Origin of the sequence: Methanosarcina sp. MTP4 (genome assembly GCF_000970045.1) — an archaeon.
Lineage (GTDB): Archaea > Halobacteriota > Methanosarcinia > Methanosarcinales > Methanosarcinaceae > MTP4.
Window position 1 is genome coordinate 921,802 of the sequence record NZ_CP009505.1, and the last position, 17,952, is coordinate 939,753.

8 protein-coding genes are annotated in these 17,952 nt (G+C 44.0%); 1 reads left to right on the plus strand and 7 read right to left on the minus strand.

Annotated elements, in window-relative coordinates:
• The 5 genes from MSMTP_RS04150 to thiI form a co-directional block, all read right to left on the minus strand.
• On the minus strand, positions 1–1,128 hold the full coding sequence (locus MSMTP_RS04150; RefSeq protein ID WP_048177954.1) for a DUF362 domain-containing protein: 1,128 nt from the start codon (positions 1,126–1,128) through the stop codon (positions 1–3).
• 458 nt (positions 1,129–1,586) lie between these two features.
• On the minus strand, positions 1,587–2,906 hold the full coding sequence (locus MSMTP_RS04155; RefSeq protein WP_052718266.1) for a nucleotide sugar dehydrogenase: 1,320 nt from the start codon (positions 2,904–2,906) through the stop codon (positions 1,587–1,589).
• A 37-nt stretch (positions 2,907–2,943) separates the two neighbouring features.
• Complete coding sequence (locus MSMTP_RS04160; protein WP_048177956.1) at positions 2,944–3,984, minus strand: DUF354 domain-containing protein; 1,041 nt, start codon at positions 3,982–3,984, stop codon at positions 2,944–2,946.
• Between the two features lie 218 nt (positions 3,985–4,202).
• Positions 4,203–4,988, minus strand: coding sequence for a hypothetical protein (locus tag MSMTP_RS04165; RefSeq protein ID WP_197076136.1), 786 nt, complete (start codon positions 4,986–4,988; stop codon positions 4,203–4,205).
• 2,052 nt (positions 4,989–7,040) lie between these two features.
• A complete protein-coding gene (gene thiI, locus MSMTP_RS04175) occupies positions 7,041–8,357 on the minus strand; it encodes a tRNA uracil 4-sulfurtransferase ThiI (protein ID WP_082090489.1) in 1,317 nt (438 codons plus the stop codon).
• Positions 8,358–8,842: 485 nt separating this feature from the next.
• On the opposite strand from thiI, the gene MSMTP_RS04180 reads away from it, so the two are divergent.
• Complete coding sequence (locus MSMTP_RS04180; protein WP_048177958.1) at positions 8,843–9,022, plus strand: hypothetical protein; 180 nt, start codon at positions 8,843–8,845, stop codon at positions 9,020–9,022.
• Positions 9,023–9,802: 780 nt separating this feature from the next.
• Here MSMTP_RS04180 and MSMTP_RS04185 read toward each other — a convergent pair.
• Positions 9,803–13,375, minus strand: a complete 3,573-nt coding sequence (locus tag MSMTP_RS04185) for a tetratricopeptide repeat protein (protein ID WP_048177959.1) — start codon at positions 13,373–13,375, stop codon at positions 9,803–9,805.
• Between the two features lie 718 nt (positions 13,376–14,093).
• Entirely contained in the window at positions 14,094–17,351 is a 3,258-nt protein-coding gene (locus MSMTP_RS04190) for a tetratricopeptide repeat protein (RefSeq protein WP_197076137.1), read from the minus strand.
• Positions 17,352–17,952 lie beyond the last annotated feature (601 nt).

Consider the following 17,952-nt stretch of genomic DNA (forward strand, 5'->3'; position numbering starts at 1 on the left):
TTACCCCCTGTTTACAATTTTTACGAGCAGTGATTTTTTGATTTCTACCGCATCGTTAGGACACAGTTCGCGGCAACAATAACACTGGATACATTTTTCATCGTTGATCCTGAGTGCATCTCTCACTTCCTCAATGGCATTTGCCGAACAGTTCAAAATACATGCTTTGCAAAGTGTGCATTTTGAAGTGTTGATGAAGGGCTTTACTGTGAAATACCTCCTGAGAGTCTTTCGGAGAAACGGCGGTATTAGGGTGGTGATTCCACCGGTTGGCTTTTTGAAACTGACCTTTACCTCCTCCAGCGGAGTTCCTAAAAGTTCCGGATGCCTGGCACCAAATCCCCTCTCAAGTGCGGCTTTGTTTGTCGGGACCTGCATTGGGTCAAAACCGATTAGTTCCGATGCCACCATATCCAGGGCCGCACAGTCATAACTTGCCATGACCACTCCCACATATGCAGGAGTGCCTCCAGCCGGGCCATCCCCTTCCATTCCTACCACTCCGTCCATAACTGCAAGCTGAGGTTTGACAATAGAGTAGATATCTACAACCGCCTCCCCGAAAAGTTCACGGTCTTCCAGGAAATGCGCCTGCTTTCGGATTTTCCTGGGCACAGTGCCAAAAAAGTTTTTGACTGCTCCTGTATAGAGTGTGAGCTCATGGGTCTTGAGCTTTGGAAGAGAAATTATCACATCCGCCTCAAGCACAGCCTTTGATATATAAAGGCGTGAAAACTGCCTGGCCCCAGGTACATCAACCTCGACAAAACCCAAAGTCTCAAAATTGATGAGTTCCGCACCGAAACTCGAGGCGGCAGCTTCAATACCCGATACCCTGAATGCTTCCGCAGTGGTAGTGGAATCAGGCCTTGTAACTCCGGCTCCGTCCCCTATAAGCGGAATACCCCCTGCCTCTGAAACCAGTTCACACATCGCCGATACCACTGCAGGGTGAGTAGTGACTGCATCTTCCGGGGGTCGAATGGCAAGTACATTGGGTTTAAGCAACACACGGGAACCCGGAAATATTAGGTTCTCAAGGCCGCCGATCAGGTCAAGAGCTTCTTTGATCGCATTTTTTACGTCTGAATAATCGGAGCAATGCAAGATGGAAACTCTGGTGTTCATGATCACACATCGACATTAAGTTTTGAGATCTGTTTTATGAAGGTCTCTTTTTTGCTTTTTTTACGGAATTTTAAGCGTGGCACGAACACTCCCAGTTGATTGAAGCGTGGCACGCCAGTGAAACTTTGATTTTGGTTTGATTAACTGGTTGAAATCCTCCCAGTTCTCTTTGATTATATCTTGATCAAAATGGGAATTTTTTCAATATCTACCTTCGTCTTTTTTCAGGGAGTATCCGTTTTAATTCATTGAACCTTTTTGTGTAGTTTAAATACTGTAGACAAAGTATGCCATGTGCAAGATTTAAACTACAACAGTTTGTTTTTCTCTACCTTTTTTTCAGGGTAAGTTTCCGTTAGACTGAGTAGTTTTTATGATAACTTTGTATTTTTTGTATGTGAGATCCTTTTCTTATCTTCAATTTTGATGTGCAGGGATAAATATGCTCTTGAAAACTTTCAGTACCCCTTCCCAAGGCCTAAATATTCAATGTTAATGATACTTGGAAATATATTTTTACAATCAACTACCACAGGAGATTCCATTAGTTTGGTGAAATCACTTGTATTTATTTTTTTGAATTGATCATGATCAACGACAAATATCACACAATCTGCACCTTTTAATGCATCTTCCATGTTCTTTTCAGAACAGAACTCTCCGACATTAGTCTTTATCGATTTTGCATAAGGGTCATAAACCTTAATTTGGGAACCAAGATTCACAAGTTCTTCTAATATTTTTTTGGCTGGTGATTCTCTTGTGTCAGCAATATTTTTCTTATATGCTATTCCCATCACTGCAACTGTTGATCCGTATATTCTCTTATCTACCTTTTTCAGACCACTTTCGACCAGATTCACAGCGTGTATTTTCATGTAATTATTGATTTCACCGGAAGTTTCAATAAATCTCGGTATAACGCCATATTTTTTCGCCTTATATGACATATAGAAAGGGTCCAGGGGGATGCAATGGCCTCCAATCCCGGGGCCCGGGTAAAATGGCATAAACCCATACGGTTTTGTCGATGCAGCATCAACTACCTCCCATGTGTCTACACCCATTTTTTCAAAGATTAAGGCTAATTCATTCACGAGAGCAATATTGACATTTCTGAAGATGTTCTCTACAATTTTTACTGATTCAGCTGTTCGAGCATCTTTTACATTCACAACCCTGTTGATAATGCTTCCATAAAGCAAAGATGCAATTTTAGTACATTCTTCATTAATACCCCCAACTACTTTTGGAGTATTGGTAACAGTATATTCCTTATTTCCAGGGTCGATCCTTTCCGGAGAATAAGCAAGACCAAAATCAACTATGGCTTTAAGTCCGGAATTTTCTAATATTGGAAGAACAACCTCTTCGGTAGTTCCGGGATAGGTTGTACTCTCTAAAATCACAAATTGTCCTTTCCTCAGAACATTAGCAATTGTGCTGCATGAACTCTTTATGTAACTCAAATCAGGTTCGTTCTCATTTGCTAGAGGTGTCGGGACACATATTATTATAAAATCACATTTTTTGAGATCTTCACATTTATTTGTTGGATAAAATGACTTATTCAAATGAACATTTAAAACTTCATCAGATACGTCCTGTATATGGGAGGTTCCCTTCAGTAAATGGTTAACCAATAAGTCATTTACTTCATACCCTACTACATTGAACTTTTCAGAAAACGAGACCGCAAGTGGAAGGCCTACATAACCGAGGCCGATCACACCGATATTTGCCGTTCTATCTTCGATTTTTGTAATTAGTTCTTTCATGGCATTCCCCCCACTCATGAAAAAAATACTTCAATTCTTAATTATGTTGTCCTACGAGATCGAACACGAGATCAACCATAAACTTTGTAACATCGATCTTCTCTGCCAGCAACTTCTCCCGTTTAGTTTTTCCTTCTTGCCTCAAATTAGGATCTTTCAATAGGTTGATTGCCTTATCAAATGCCTCTCTTTCCATTGATTCTGGATTAGTGCAATTATAAACCAGGTCATATTTCTCCTCTTCCTCATCCATGTACCCCAACCTCAGAGTATTAACATAAATCGCATGTGTGCCCAGGATCGCACATTCAGAAGCTGTCGTTGCCCCTTCCCCTATGTACAATGTGGCATAATACAACAGATCATGCAATTTTTCCGGAGAAATTTTCATTTTATATTTTTCTAACTCAGGATCAAGTTTTGCCTCTGAAGTGATCAATACACGCCCATATTTTTCGAGCTCTTTTACGAATTCCATCTTGTTTTGTATTCCATGCTGACCAATATCATGGCTTGCCCCCCAGGATACAAATCTCAAAATTATGTAAGTGTCATCCTCACTTAGTCCAAGTTCTTTGAGAACTTCCGGGTTTGGGGTGAAATAATCCGGATGCAAGTATGCAAGTTCATGGTAACCATTGTATAGAACATGTTTTTTGCCCAGATTTTTAGTATAACAGTCGGGAGTGCAAATACACGATACAAAGGGAAAAGATGCATAGTTGATAAGTTTTGCATGTTCTGTATCCGTAAAACTAATTGATTTTGCTTTTGTGATTTTTGAGACGTGTGCGCCAAATATATTCCCAATACCAACAATAATATCTATATCGTACTTTTTTTGTGTTTTGTAAGTTTTCAAATCCCCCTTACTTAGAAGCTTTGCATATCCAAATAGGCCATTGGCGCTTTTTCCATATACTTCATACTTAAAATTATATTTATTCAAAAGGTCTAAGGAAACCTCCTTATCAACCGTGTTTATAATCACTTTATGATCACGTTTTTGCATCTCCCAAATAAAATTCTTAAAAAAATGCACATGCGCAGGATGACCAATATCAACCAGAATTTGCATAACTCAATCCCCATTATTAATTTTCTAAACTTGTACACTAATCACGGTTACTTTTTGAATTTCATATATTTGTCCGGTTATTTTCTATGTCGATTCTCTTATCCAGATCTTTTTTGTTCGTTCTTGGATGAGTAGGGACTGTCAAGTTTTTAGTTGTCATCTTTTTAGCTACTGGGAAATCTGGAGATTTTTCATAGAGCAGGTTCGGAAGTGAGTCTTCAAGATATAGAATTTTCAAAAAATTCATTTACATTTTTGTAACTCGAAAAGGCATAACCGGAATCCGATGGGATATGGTACCAGTCTTCAATGTCGAATGTGGCCGATAACGAATTATTTCTTATTCCCCTCATACGCTGGCTCATACTGTTACGTTTCATCAAAATCTTCTTTCCGGTATTGACTGCCAGATCCGCTGAATAATATAAGCCCCATCCGGCAATACTTGAAGACCATCTCTCCGGATGGGTTAAAATATAAAAATTATTGTATTCTCCTTTCCTTATCATCTCTATAAGATCCTCTGTTGTATTTGCAAAGACCTGTTCATTTTTGCCGGGGATATAATCCCTTATATTGTTTCCAAAGCTCCACGTTCTCCCGGTATCGGATAAGTAGTTGAGATCATCTCCTGCAGAGAGGTAGGCTTCCCCGATTATTTCGAAGTCCCTGAAATCATGGGTATTCCAGAGGTCAAGGTTATTGTATTTTGATAGGGGTCTTCCATGCATGGAGACCGTTCTTACCTCACAAATCTTTCTGAAATCGTCCAGACGGGATCGGAACAGGTCGATGGCTTCTTTGGGATCTCCGTCTGTCTCACTTAAGGTCTCGTAGTGATAGCCGATTTCATGACCCATGTCTCTGATCTTGCGTATGATGTTGGGTTTGAACACGCTTTTGATTGACCTGAAATAGTATGTTGCTCTTATGCCGAGTTCTTGTTCAATCTTTGCAGTCGTGAGAGAGTGCCCCGGCATCCTGTCAACATCGTGGCGCATCAATATGAAACGTTCCGGATGCTTGTTATTCAGGTATTCGGTTATTGTTACTGTAGGGTAGGTACTGGATATTGCCTCACAGAGTTGGCGGAACCGATGGATCGTGAAATCATGTTCTTTAATGGTCAACATTAGAGATCACCGCAGTTATTTTTTTGGACTTTCAAAGCTATTTAACTCAACCCAACATATGATGTTTGCAATGTTCATTCTTGGTCATCTCTTTCTCACACTTACTATTTTTTCTTGAAGGTCTTAAGGTTCCATCTGGCAGACATTATTTTGATTATCGGCTCCTTGTTGTGGGTTCATCGTTGCTTCTTGAACCTTCTCGACAGGTCCATTGACAATGTTGTTCGCTATTTGGTGACTGCAACCTGCTGTTCACGTAGTTTGAGTTCTTTTAATCATCTTTCTTATAGGTAAATCTAAGATGACCATGTGACTACGTACTGCTTTGAGAGTTGTGCAACTGTCCATATGGTGGTCTCGCATTAAAAGAGGAAAAAGTCTCCCCACAATCCTCGTTGGGCATCTAAGTTAAATTCATGCCCCTCCTCGACGCCAGGGACTTAACTTCTAGCTCTATTAAATATGAAAAAATTTTATTTTTAGATGGATAAGTCGGACATAACTTCGAATTTGCAGGCAATAAATCCCCCATTTATTTATTCCGCAAATTTCTGTTAAAAATATGTCTGCTCACTTATCTTGTTCTCAAAGTTATATAACTAATTGCAAAATACTATTTGTAAAAATAAATAATTTTGGAAACAATGTTCCTGAAAAATGTTGCCTAAAACTATATATATTAAAAAGCGGAATCAACTCTTCATTTTGGATCAAACAACGTCAGTGATTTTCTTTTCCAATAATTTGGAGATCAAACATTCAGAGGTTTGTTTGCTTAAATTATGGCTAATGTGTTTGTTTTTACTTTGGCTTGAGTTATTATGTGCTCAAGTTTAAATCCTCAAAATCAATCTCATTAGGCTGATTTTGCTCGTGCTGAACAGTGCATGTGATTCGGTACAAAATCCTGATACTTAAGATTAGTCACTAAAAAATAAAGGAACAAGAAGCCTTGTAAAAATCGTTCCTCGTGTAATTTTTATAAAACTAAAGTTTAATTTATAGTCAACTCAACAATTAACTAAAATTTTTATTTTTTCATTAAATGTTTTTTAATATATAAATCAAATTTGAAATGATCTCATAAATAATTTCTGTTTTTTAGTTTATTCCAGTCGAATACCCAGTTGCTTGCAGCGGGGTGCGCCAGCGCAACTTTGATTTCGTCAGGTAAAAAACTCGGGAGGAGATTCCGAAAACAATTCCCGGTGAAAAATCAGCGTTTTGAGTTTGCATAAGAAAATACGTTAAATAAAATCCACGCCCCGCAGCAGACCCAGAAAATAGGGCCAGCAGTACTTATCAAGAACTCACCTGCGGCGGGATTTTCAGGATTTATTTCAATATACAGGGACCCGGCAGTCATAAGCAGAAAGCTCCCGATGGTAAAAAAAAGGAATACAAACCTTGCTCTGGATGCCTTTGGATCGGGGCGGGAAAATCCATTCATAAGTTAACATTAACATGGGAAAATAAATAATTTTTTAAATTTTCCGACGGTCAACAGCGTGAAGGCCTACATGTAACTAAACATGCTAAAGTACAAAAAGAAAAGCTAAAATATACCTGAAAAGGCGGGCGTTAACTGTTCCTAAAAATATGAGGTTGTGGATTGAACCTGTGGATTGAACTTGTGGATTGAACTGGAGGTTGGTTGATAATCTCCAAAAAGATAACGCCCTAATTATTTACACGGGATATATGTTATATAAAGTATTTCAGTTTTATATATTTATCAAAGAATATATCCCATTTCTATATAATTTAAAATTATATTAGGTATATATATATTATTTATGTTAATACTTTATGCTGTTTATGGCACAGGCTCAGGTCCGTATTTTCCCGGAATAATTATTGAAAAAAAGGACGGAAACCCGCATTTCCTTGTGCCCTGGAGAATACGGGAACTTTCCTAGACTCTCAAAGTTTATAAATTTTTGCTGCGCTGAGAGCTTTTTGAACCATTGCTTCAACATCCAGCTTTTTTTCCTCATGAACAATGAGGTCATATTCTGCCTTAACCTCGGGGTGTTCGGGAACTGCGGTGCAGCCCCCTGCAGGCCTGGTGGAGATCTCATAGGTCCCTATCCTGCGGGCAATATCCACGATTTCACTTTTGTCAAAGGCGATCAGGGGGTGGTAGACAGGAACCGCAAGCTGGTAGATTTCAGCGTACATGTTGGCTGCTGTCTGGGACGCAACCTGTCCCAGGGAAGAACCGGTAATAACGCCGCTTGAACCTTCCTTTTTCATTACTTCATAAGCCTCCCGGTACATCATGCGCTTGCAGAGGAGACAGGTATTTTTCCGGTTACAGGTATCAATGAAGGCACGAAGGTTAGGGCCATGAGGAAGCTCATAAGTCGTGAACTGGTGCCCCGGCGCCCAGGCCTGAAGCTGGCGGATGCAGTCAAAGGCCCGCTCTCTTGCGGCGTCTTCGGCGTAAGGGGAACCATTGCAGTAGACGGGGATGATCATGACCCCACGTTTCATCAGAAGCCATGCCGCAACAGGGGAATCGAGACCTCCGGACATGAGCACCACCATGCTTCCCTGGGTCCCAAGGGGAAGGCCACCTACGCCAGGGAATGTTTCCAGGTAAATATAAGCAAGTTTTTGCCGCACCTCTACAAAGATCTCCTTGTTCGGAGATGTCAGGTCCACCCTGGGAGTTTTTCCTTCCATCTCCAGAGCTTCCCATACAGCGTCCCCGCATGTTTTTCCAACATCTGCGGAGGAGAAAGGATGATTCCCACTTCTCCTGGCCCGGATGGCAAAGGACTCCCCTTCCAGGATAAGCCCCGACCCAAGGGTAGCACAGACCCCGGAGGCACTTTCAAGGTCAGGCTCTGCTGTCACTGCAGGGGAAGCCGAGACAACCCCAAAAACATCTGCTGCTGCTTTTGCTGCACGGTGATCGGTAGTTTCAATGAAGATCCTGCCCCATTCCCGCCTGATCTGAGTAAACTCAATGTCCCTGGAAGCCAGCATCGCTGCTATGTTTTTCACAAGGACTTTCTCATACCAGTTCCGGACCCCCGTGCTTTTCAGAGCAAGCTCTCCATACCGGACAATGATGACGTCAACAGGAACCCCTATGGTTCGGGGATCTGAGATGGAACCGGAATCACCACGGGTTCCTCCGGAAGCAATAACCTTACTTTTGCTCTTGTTTCCGGCTCCGCTGGCAGAACCGGTTTCAAGAAAATTTTCGGTGTCAGTAGAACGGTCTTTCATAGATACTAACGAGTAAGGACGACATGGGGTTTAAAGCTTTCAGGAAAAAAGAATTTTTTCTGGTAGAAGGGGAAACCTAAAAAGAAAACAAAACGAAAATTGAATGAATTATGGGGTAACAGGAATAATATTGGAAAAATTAACTGATAAATTGTGCTGTCATCTTCATAAATGGACCAGGTGACTCTCAAAAGAGTACAACTTAGGGAGCTCGAAGACTTAAATTTACTGCGGTTTCTCGATTTATTCAAAATGGAGGGATTATAAAAAACGGGAGCATGAGGTGGGTACAATTATTCCGTATTAAAAATATACAAACTGCAATATTATTTTTGGAAAATCTATATAAGTTAGTAAGTGCATAGTAATGTATGGTATTGTGTAACATGCACAATATCATAGACATTGGGTAAGACTGGGAACATTGCCCACTATCGGAACGACGCAAGCAAAGAGAAAACAACCACGCCAGGGGTGGAGTACCAATGGATACTCTGAAAGGGCTTGCAGGGAAATCGATAGTAACAGCTGTTGCATTTTACAGCCTGTTGCTTGTTCTGTTCCCTGTTGGCTGGATCGTTTTGCTCGGGACTGCCGTTAGGAGGCCGAGCACCGATAAAAGATCTGTAGAAGCGAGAATCCTTGGGGCAGACATTGATGTCTGAAACCCGAGATAAGGGCATGGGTGTCAGAAACATAACAAGGAAACCCGCAAGGGAGTCCAGACAACATTCTCGTCGCTCAGCACCGGTGTCGAAACAAACAAGGAAACCCGCAAGGGTTCTCTGGTAAACATTCGCACCACCCTCTTGTAATCTGCAAATTGGTTTCAAGCGGGTGTCAGAAGTAAACAAGGAAATAGCAGCTTCAAGTCATATTCGGCAACTCACGGAATTAGAGGCAGTTTCGGAGGGATACCGAAATCGACGAAGAGCCGCAGTTTTCAGGAAACATTCGGGCAACCCACTTTTTTTTATTATTATATTTTTTGTTATATTTTGTTTGTATTAACTTTTATTTTACCCTTATTTGCTTGATTTTTATTTGTTTTGGTTTTACTCCAACTCTTATATTTATTTAAGTAGATCTTACTTTGTTTTGATTTATGTACTTATTTGTTTTGGTATTTTTTCGATGATTATACATGTGCGATGGTTTATTTAAGTCACATCCCCATGTACGGACATACTTGTGTAAAACTTTAACTCTCTGGTGTTACAAAGGATTTTCCCTGCCCCGGACAAGGGTCTCCGGGTCAACCAAACAAAATAAGCCCAGGAACCAGGGAATTTACCTCCCGCATGTACTAAATTACAGATTACACAAAGGGAGTTACATTCGGAAAAGGCCTGACATCGGAAAAGGCCTGACACCGACAAAACCATTTTTTTTCCTTTGCCAATTATTCGCCCTGGTTCCTCGAGACTATACCCTTACTTTCGGGTTTATTCACCGGCTTCGGGGATGTAGTAACCGGTCCGGTTAGATTCATCGGAATCTTTATCCGACTCATTATCCTGTTCTTCATCAGTCACTTCATCCTGTTCTTCGTCAATCACTTCACCAGCTTCTGGGATGTAGAAACTGCCATTTTCATCAGTCACTTCATCCTGTTCTTCGTCAATTACTTCACCAGCTTCTGGGATGTAGAAACTGCCATTTTCATCAGTCACTTCATCCTGTTCTTCGTCAATCACTTCACCGGCTTCGGGGATGTAGAAATTATCGTATTCATCCGGTTCGGGGACATAGTCTGCAGGCAGGGGATTTATGGTCATGTTTTCGGCCGCATATTCCGAGAAGTTCTCTGAGCCTCCATACCACCTGTTTGGCAGGGCAAAGTCAAGGTCCCCTCTGTACGTATCAGGAAGGAAGAGCTTTGTTCCCCTGTCTTCAAGGGCTCCCACAAAGCCAGGGTCAAGGCTATCCAGCTTGCTCTTAGATGCTGAAGCTTCATCATATTTTTTTATGCGGTAAAGGGCAAAGCGCTTGTTGTAAAGAGCTGGAGCCGAGTTCGGGTTGATTGCAAGGGCCCTGTCGTAGGACTCAATGGCTTCTTCGACGTCTCCCTGCACGTTGTAAATGTAACCTTTATTGTACCAGGCCGTGATGCAGTCGGGCTTTAACTGAGCTGCTTTGTCGAAGGATCTCAGGGCAGCGGTATGGCTGCTTCTTGCATAGTAAGCGCATCCTTTGTAATACCAGGCAGCAGCATTGTTGGGGTCATACTCCAGGGTTTTGTCATAACAATCGATGGCTTCCTGATACCTCTCGAGCTTGTAGAAGGCAAAGCCTTTGCTGTTGTGAGCATCGGCATTTGCCGGGTCAAGTTCGAGAATCCGGTCATAAGAGCCAATCGCAGCCTCGAAGTCTTCGAGTTCTTCCAGAGCCTTAGCCTGCCTATACATTATCTCCCTGTTACCCGGAGAGGCATCAAGGATCTTCCCGTAGCACTCAACGGCTTCCTCGTACCTGCCAAGCCCTTCAAGTGCCGACGCCTTCTCAGCCAGGGCTCCGGAATTAGCAGGCTCGAGCTCCAGGATTTTATCGTAATCAACCAGGGCTTCATCAGACCTTTCCAGCCTCACGAGTACTGAAGCCCGGCCTTCCAGAGCCCCAACATTATCCGGCTCAGACTCAAGAAGTGTATCGTAACAGGAAACTGCCTCCTCGGACCTTCCCAGGCTGGCAAGGACCAGACCTTTCTCCTGGAGGGCCATGGCGTTCTGGGGATCAAGTTCAAGCACCCGGTCAAAGTAAGTTATTGCTTCCTCGGACCTTCCCAGGCTGTTAACAGTCGATGCCATCCCGTACCAGGCAACGCCGGATTGAGGGTTCAGGTCCACGGCTTTCTTATAACATTCCATGGCTTCCTCGTTCCTGCCAAGCAGGTCAAGGACCGAACCCTCTTCATACCAGGCCTCGGTGCGCTCCGGGTTGATCATAAGAACTAGCTCATAAGAACTCAGGGCATCTTCATACTGCCCCAGTTCCTTGCAGACGGAAGCTTTGCCGTACCAGACAGAGTCGAAACTGAAGAGAGGGTCCAGAAGCTCGACATTTTTGGGGTCAGACTCTGTTCCGTACTCTCTCGAATCCGGTTTTTCAGAGCTCAGGAGATAAGCCCAGAACCCTCCGGCAAGGGCTCCTTCAAGGTTGACATCCCTGCTCTCTTCCTTCAGGGAACGGGAAGCTTCGGGTCCCGAAAGCTCCGCACCCTCTTTAAGCTTGAAACGTGCAGGGGCATACTCCGGGTTGAGCTGGAGAGTCTGGTTGTAACAGTCTTCAGCTTCCTTGTGTTTGCCAAGCTGGTCCAGGGCCAGGCCTTTGTTATACCGGATTTCAGTACTTTCCGGGGCAAAGGCCAGGAGACGGTTATAACACTCGATAGAAGCATCGTATTCCTCAAGCCGGACAAGGGAAGACGCTTTGCCATACCAGGCAAGGTAATAGTTTTCGTCCAGTTCCAGGGCTTTGTCGTAGCTTTTCAGGGCTTGCCTATGTTCTCCAAGCCTTGCGGAATCGAAGCCCTTCCGATACCATACCTTGGCATAGCCGGGATCCAGCTTTAAGGCTTTTTCGTAAGCTACGACTGCCTCTTTGTACCTGCCAAGCCTGTCAAGATCCAGGGCTTTCCTGTACCAGACCACAGCGTGTCCGGGTTCCTTTTCCAGGACCTGCTCGTAACATTCCACGGCACTCTCGTAGTTTCCAAGTTTATCCAGAGCAAGGCCCTTGTCGTACAGGATCTTAACAGGTTCGGACCTGAACTTCGGGGCGTCGGGATAACTTGCAAGCGAAGCATCGTAAGCGTTCATTTTTTCAAGCAGAGCGGTCTCGACTTCTTCCGTCTGGACCCCGGAATTCGGGTCAAGGGCCATTTGAGCCATGGAATAGCAAGCTACAGCTTCATCATACTGCCCCATAGCGTCAAGCAGGGAACCTTTGCTGTGCCAGGCTTCGTAGTTGTAAGGCTCGTAAGAAATTATTTCGTCGTAGGACTGGATCGCTTCGGCAGGTCTGCCAAGCTGTTCGAGGCAGAAACCTTTTCCCTGCAGGGCCTCGATAGAATCGGGCTCAGAGCGAAGGACAGAGTCATAGCACGTTAAAGCTTCCTGATAATAGGTTAAAGCTTCCTGATGTGTCTCTGCACTGTCAAGTTCCCTGCCCAGCTTTTCAAGCCCCAGACCTTTACGGTACCAGGCTTCGGCCGAGTCGGGATTGAGGGAAAGGCCCTGCTCATAGCACCCCACAGCAGCCTCGTAGTTTCCAAGTTTGTCAAAAAGCATTCCCTTCTGGTACCAGAGTTCGGGGTCATCGGGGGTGATCTCCAGGGCCCTGTCGAAACAGTTCATTGCTTTTTCATGTCTGTCGAGTCCGGCGTAAGCCAGTCCCTGCATATACAGGGCTCTGGAAGAGCTGGAACCGTATTCAAGAGACTTTTCATAAGAGTGTAGAGCTTGCTCGCTATCTCCCAGCTTTTCAAATGCCAGGCCTTTTCGGAACCAGACTCCGGCAAGAAAAGAGTCTTCAGCGAGACCTTTCTCGTAACAATTTATGGACTCCTGATAATTCATTCCGCCGAAAAGTTCCTCCCCCATCTTATACCAGTCCTGAGAAGAATCAGGGGAGGTTTCAAGGGCTCTATCGTAACAATCAAGCGAATCCTCATACAACCCTGACTCCTCCAGGGCAAGCCCCATGGCATACCACGCTGCCGAAGAATCAGGGTCTAAAGAAAGTGCTTTCTTATAGAAGTCAACGGAAATTTCGTATTCTCCTAGAGAATACAGAGCATTGCCTTTAGCAATCAGGCCTTCAACGGAAGTCGGGTTCTGCGCAAGTACTTCTTGAAGGGAGGGGAAATCCCCGGCCCCAAGGGTTTCTTCTGCAACCAATCCCTGGGTTGAAACAGCTCCTTCAACAGGTAAAGGACCTGCAGAAGAGACGATGAATAAAGTGAAAACCAGGAGAACAAAGAAATTAACAATCGAATTAACTTTTTTAATTGGGCTCATTAAACACCCCTATTTTTTCTAATGAGTTCCGTGTGAAAATCTTCCAGCATATACCGGAACACATTCCCTTACTGTGATTCAGCATTGGGATCGCAACTCATTTGGGATTTGGATCATAATGCAATCAGTATCTACATCATAATGCATTCGGGAACGGCATCATAATGCAGTATCCTGAATAGTTTTCGACAGGATGTAAGTATCAGATTAATCAAGTTCATCAAATGTAATGTACTGAACCATGTAAATTGAGATATCAAGAGATAAATCATGACTACATAAATTCTTATTGCCCGATCCTCAAATAGTTAATGCAGTTTATATACAAAAGAGTCTTTTTCTCCTGGCCCTTTAGTAAGGAAAACGTATAATTCAAACCGAATACACAAAAAAATCAAACAAACCAAAAAGTCCGAAACAGAAAGAAGTTGGATGTAGTAAAAAATCGGACACGCAAAAAGTCTGAAACAGAAAAAGATGCAGAAATGGAAAAATCAGGACCAAAAAATAAGCCGGAAGGAAAAAAGAAGCAGAAAGTTTATCAAAAGTCGACGAGAAAGTTCTCCTCTCAAAAGCTTTAAGAGAGGAGACCTGAATAGCCAATCAACCGGTGGTTCTGAGCTCTTTTGATGCCGCACCAGTTTATGCAGGTTCGGTGTATCGGTTCAGTATATTGGCTCAGTATATTGGCTCAGTATATTGGCTCAGTCAGAGATCTTCAAGTGGGAAATGAGTCCGGAGGCTGGGAACCTGCAGACTCATTTCCATTCACACTTTCCGAGACGTTTCCCGAATCTTCATACCACCTGGTGGGCAGGGTGTAGTCTAGAGTCTCACTGTAGGTGTCGGGGAAGAAGTACTTCGTTCCCCTGTCCTGCAGGGCTCCCACAAAGCCCGGGTCAAGAGCATCGAGTTTGGTCTTGCAATCCGAAGCTTCGGTGTATCTCTTTATGCGATAGAGGGCAAAACGCTTGTTATAAAGGGCTGAAGGCGAGTTGGGGTCGATTGCAAGAGCCCTGTCATAGTTAATGATGGCTTCTTCAACGTCTCCCAGCACGTTGTAGATGTACCCCTTGTTGTACCAGGCCGTGATGCAGTCAGGCTTTAACTGGACCGTTTTATCGAAACTTGCCAGGGCTGCGGTATGGCTGCTTGCCGAATACTGGGCAAGCCCTTTGAAATACCAGGCTGCGGCGTTATTGGGGGCGTACTCCAGGGCTTTATTATAGCAGGCGATAGCTTCCTGGTACCTTTCCATCCGATGAAGGGCAAAGCCTTTTCTGTTGTACGCCTCGATGCTCACTGAGTTCAGCTCAAGGACTCTGTCATAACAGCCAATTGCTGCCTCGAAGTTTCCGAGCATTTCCAGGGCTGCAGCTTTCCTGAATAGCACGTCCGTACTGCCTGGTTGGAGTTCAAGGATCCGGTCATAACTTGCAACCGCTTCTTCGTACTTCCCAATTTCTTCAAGAACCGAAGCTTTCCCAATTTCTGCCTGAATATTTACAGGCTCAAGCTTCAGGATCCGGTCATAATCGGATACTGCTTCCTCATGCCTGCCGAGCTTTACCAGAACCGAAGCCCTGCCGCTAATGCCCTCAAGGTTATCAGGCTCAAGCTCCAGGAGTTTGTTGTAGCAAGGAACGGCTTCCTCGTACCTCTCGAGTCCGACAAGGATCGAAGCTTTCTCGGCCAGGGCCCTGGAATTAGCAGGTTCGAGCACGAGCACCCTGTCGTAGTACGTTAGTGCCTCATCGTATCTCCCAAGCCTGTTTACAGCCGAAGCCATGCCGTACCAGGCTTTCCCGGCCTGCGGGTCCAGAGTGGCGGCTTTTTCATAGGCTTCAAAAGCATTCTCATACCTTCCTAGCTTTCCCAGAACCAGGGCTTGCTCGTACCAGGCATCAACATGTTCGGGGTTGATCATCAAAGCCATGTCATAACAGGCAAGTGCATCCTCGTACATCTCCAGTTTCCTGCCGGCTGAAGCTTTCCCGTACCAGGATGCATCATAGCCTAACCCCGAATCCAGGAACTCAACACTTCCTGGGTCAAAGTCCTGGGAATACTCTTCTGAATTCAGGTTCTGGTAACCCAGGAGATAGGACCAGAATCCGCTTGCAAGCAGCCCGTCAAGGGCGCTGGCACCCGTGGTATTCCCTGCAGGAGCTTCGAAGGTTCCGGTATTCGAGAGCAACTCAAGGTTCTCATTCAGCTTGAAACGGGCAGGGGCATATGCGGGGTTGATCCTGAGAGCTTCATTATAGCATCCTACAGCTTCCCCGTACCTGCCAAGCTGGTCAAAGGCAAGACCCTTGTTATACCAGATCTCAACACTGTCCGGGGCAAAAGCAAGAACTCTGTCATAACATTCGAGTGACTCTTCGTGTTCCCCCAGTTGAGTCAGGGCAGAGGCTTTGCTGTACCAGGCAAGGGTATAATTTTCATCCTGGGCAAGAGCCTTATCATAGGATTTCACGGCATCCTTATGCTTCCCGAGCCTTGAGTAATCGAACCCTTTCTCGTACCAGGCCTTAGGACAGTCAGGGTCCAGTTTCAGGGCTTTGCCGTAACATTCCACAGCCTCTCCATACCTGTCAAGACGGTCAAGGTTCCGGGCTTTCCGGTACCAGACCACAGGATGGGCGGACTCCTCTTCAAGGGCCTGGGTGTAGCAATCTATCGCAGCTTCGTAATTTTCAAGTTTATCGAAAGCTAGACCCTTATCGTACAGGATCCTGACAGCTTCCGAATCGAAGTCCAGGGCAGCCGGGTAACATGCCAGGGAAGAGTCATAAGCTCTCAGTTTCTGAATAAGCGCGTCTCCGGCTTCTTCAACCTCAACTCCCGTATTCGGGTTGAGGGCCATTTCATAACATTTTATTGCGGCGTCGTACTGTCCCATTGCATAAAGTGCGGCACCCTTGCCATACCAGGCATCGGAGTTTTCAGGGTCGTATGTAAGGATTTTATCGTAGCACTGGATAGCTTCGGAGTATCTTTCAAGCTTTTCCAGATCCGCCCCTTTTCTCTGAAGAGCATCGAGATTATCGGGGTCCGAAACGAGGACAGAGTCGTAACAGGTTAAAGCTTCCTGGTAACGTGCTCTCGCCTCCTGGTTATACTTTGAAGATTCCTGGGGCTCCCCCTGGTTTTCAAAGTCCTTACTCAGGTTTTCAAGTTCCACACCCATCCTGTCAAAATTCATTCCCCTGTTGTACCAGGCTTCAACCGAGACAGGATCGAGAGAAAGAGCCACATCATAACATTCCACAGCAGCCTCGTAATTCTCGAGACTGTCAAAAACTACCCCCTTCTGATACCAGAGTTCGGAATTGTCAGGGGTAATATTCAGGGCTTCATTAAAACATCCTGTTGCCTCGTCATACCTTTCAAAACCTGCATAGGCCATCCCCTGCATGTAAAGGGCCCTGGAACAGTTTTCATTGTACTCAATCGAGTTATCATAAGAAACAAAGGCATGCTGGTCCAGACCCAGTTTCTCAAATGCGAGGCCTTCACGATAAAGGATTCTGGCACGGTAAGAGTCAAAAGCCAGAGCGTTCTCATAACAATCGGCGGCCTCAGCATAGCTTTTAATCCTGTAAAACTCGTCACCCCTTTCATACCAGCTTCCAAAGGAGTCAGGAGAGGTTTCAAAAGCCCTGATATAACTTTCAATTGCGTCTTCATACATACCGAGTTCGTCAAGGGCACAGGCTTTTCCATACAAGGCAACCGAGGAATCAGGGTCGAGTTCAAGAGCTTTATCATAGCACTCTATCGAAAGCTCGTATTCCCCAAAAGAATAAAGTGCATTACCTTTGTCAAGTAACCCTTCCACTGAAGAAGGGGTCTGGGCAATTACCTCCTCGAGAGGAGAAGTATTTTCAGGTCCTCCGGCACTTGCAACCAGCCCTTTAAATGTAATGGCTTCAGCAGTAGGGAAGAAAGCTCCCGCTGAAATGAAGAGCAAACAAGCACTCAAGATAACTAATGAATTAATAACCGACCGCACTTTTTTAACTGAGCTCATTAAATACCCCGGCTTTTTCCAGATGAATTCCCTTTGTATAAGTTATACTTCACATAGGATTCAGCACGTATACAATCCGGCACGTATACAATCCGGCATATGCATTCTTTACCTGTGATATAACCTAACATCCTTAATACTTTAATTATACATTGACATCCTTAATACCTGTAATCTAAACTAATATCCTTAACCTGTAATCCAAACTAACATCCTTTATATACCCGTAATCCAAACTAATATCCTTAATATACAAGATAGCTACAACACATAAAGATCGCATCTTGAACCATGAAAATGGTTGATATGTATAGATCAGGCAAATAAAATAAATCTCTATCGACCCAAATATACATAGCACGTACATTCCAGCTAATTCAAGTTTTCTTTACTTAATAATTCTAGTACCTTTATTCTGGTATCCAGATATTTATATTTATTAATTCAGTTAATCTTCATCCAGTATTCAACTATTCTTTACTTATTATTCAAGTTTTTTTCCTTTATTGCAGTTGCACCAATATCAAAGTACGCAAATTTT